The 2,280-nt window shown below is 41.4% G+C and carries 1 protein-coding gene; it reads left to right on the top strand.

Translation table 11 applies throughout. From position 1 onward, the window contains the following. The first annotated feature begins 117 nt into the window (after positions 1-117). A complete protein-coding gene (locus VB740_RS36455; RefSeq protein WP_323204672.1) occupies positions 118-2,187 on the top strand; it encodes a prolyl oligopeptidase family serine peptidase in 2,070 nt (689 codons plus the stop codon). The last annotated feature ends 93 nt before the right edge of the window (positions 2,188-2,280 follow it).

The raw sequence follows: 2,280 nt of genomic DNA on the forward strand, positions 1-2,280 counted from the left end.
TTCCCCTCTGCCCCTCTGCTCCATCAAACGCCTGAAGCTTGTGAGAAATACGGGTATATACTCCATGTCTTAGGTCTATCTTTGTAGTATGTAAAGAAGCACTTTTGACCTGAGATTATGCCCTCTTCTAAAAAAGCCCTCACCTACCCATCCAGCCACAAAAGCAATCAAGTCGATAACTACCACGGTACTTTAGTTGTAGATCCTTACCGTTGGTTAGAAGATCCTGACTCTGAAGAAACAAAGACTTGGATTGAGGCACAAAATCAAATTACTTTTGGCTACTTGAGTGAAATTCCTACCAGGGAAAAAATTAAACAGCGCCTCACCAAACTTTGGGATTATGAAAAATATGGCATCCCTTTTAAAGAAGGTGAACGCTACTTTTATTTTAAAAATGATGGACTGCAAAACCAAAGCGTCCTCTACACTCTGAAAACTCTCGACGGACAACCCAAAGTTTTACTCGACCCTAATAAACTTTCAGAAGATGGCACTGTTGCTCTTTCAGGATTGTCTATTAGCGAAGATGGTAAACTTTTAGCATACGGTCTATCCGCCTCTGGTTCTGATTGGCAAGAGTGGAAAGTACGTGATGTCGAAACTGGTGAAGACCTACAAGACCACTTGAAATGGATTAAATTTTCCGGCGCGTCGTGGACACATGATAATCAAGGTTTCTTCTATAGCCGCTACGATGAGCCAAATGAAAAAACTCAATTAGAAGATGTTAACTATTATCAAAAGCTCTACTATCATCAACTAGGTAAACCCCAATCAGAAGATGTACTAATTTACCATCGCCCTGACCAAAAGGAATGGGGTTTTAGTGGCGGTGTTACTGAAGATGGACGCTATTTAATAATTTCAATTTGGCTGGGAACTGACTCCAAAAATTTGGTTTTCTTTAAAGATTTGACTAACCCCAATACTGAAGTCGTAGAACTAATAAACCAATTTGAGGCAGATTACAGCTTTATCGATAATGATGATAGCGTGTTTTATTTCCGCACGGATTTAAATGCACCACGAGGAAGAGTTATTGCAATTGACACCAAAAGCTTTGCATCAAAAAATTGGCGAGAAATCATTCCCCAATCAGCAGAAACTTTGGAAACTGTCGGGATACTCAATAACCAATTTGTTGCTGATTACCTTAAAGATGCTCACAGCCAAATTAAAATTTTTGACCTCAAAGGTAAGTTTATTCGTGAGGTAGAATTACCTGGACTCGGTTCAGCCGGAGGTTTTGGAGGGAAGCGTCATGATACCGAAACTTTTTATAGTTTCACCAGTTTCACCATACCAGGAACTATCTATCGCTACGATATGGTAACTGGTAAAAGTACCATTTTCCGCCAGCCACAAGTAGATTTTAATCCTGATGATTACGAGACGAAACAAGTCTTTTATCATAGCAAAGATGGTACTAAAGTACCAATGTTTATCACTCATAAAAAGGGCATAAAGTTAGATGGAAATAACCCGACTTATCTCTATGCCTATGGTGGTTTTAATGTTTCAATGACACCTGGTTTTTCTGTAAATCTTTTGGTGTGGATGGAGATGGGTGGTGTCTATGCTATGCCTAATCTACGCGGCGGTGGAGAATACGGTGAAGAATGGCACCAAGCAGGAATGAAGGATAAAAAGCAGAATGTCTTTGATGACTTTATTGGCGCTGCTGAGTGGTTGATTGCTAATAAGTATACTAAGACTGAGAAGCTAGCGATCGCAGGTGGTAGTAATGGTGGTTTATTGGTGGGTGCTTGTATAACGCAACGTCCCGATTTGTTTGGTGCAGCAATACCCGCCGTCGGCGTCATGGATATGTTGCGATTCCACAAATTTACCATTGGTTGGGCTTGGACTGCCGAATTTGGTTCAGCAGATAATCCAGAAGAGTTTCCAGCGCTGTATGCTTATTCGCCACTACACAACATCAAACTAGATACAGCTTATCCAGCAACCTTAATTACCACAGCCGATCATGATGATCGCGTTGTCCCTGCTCATAGTTTCAAATTTGCCGCAGCTTTACAAGAGGCTCACGCAGGTGATGCACCAGTGTTAATTAGAATTGAGACTAAAGCAGGACATGGTGCGGGTAAACCCACGGCTAAAATTATCGAAGAAGCCGCAGACAAATGGGCTTTTTTAGTGCGTACTTTGGATGTTGAAGTTTAAGGGTTGATTTATTTGTAAGTGCGTTACCCGGATTTCTTACCACACCCCTCAAAGCCTGCGCTTGTGCAGGTTCGCTAGTGGGAGAGTTCAATG

The organism is Nostoc sp. UHCC 0251, assembly GCF_034932245.1.
Taxonomy (GTDB): Bacteria; Cyanobacteriota; Cyanobacteriia; order Cyanobacteriales; family Nostocaceae; genus Nostoc.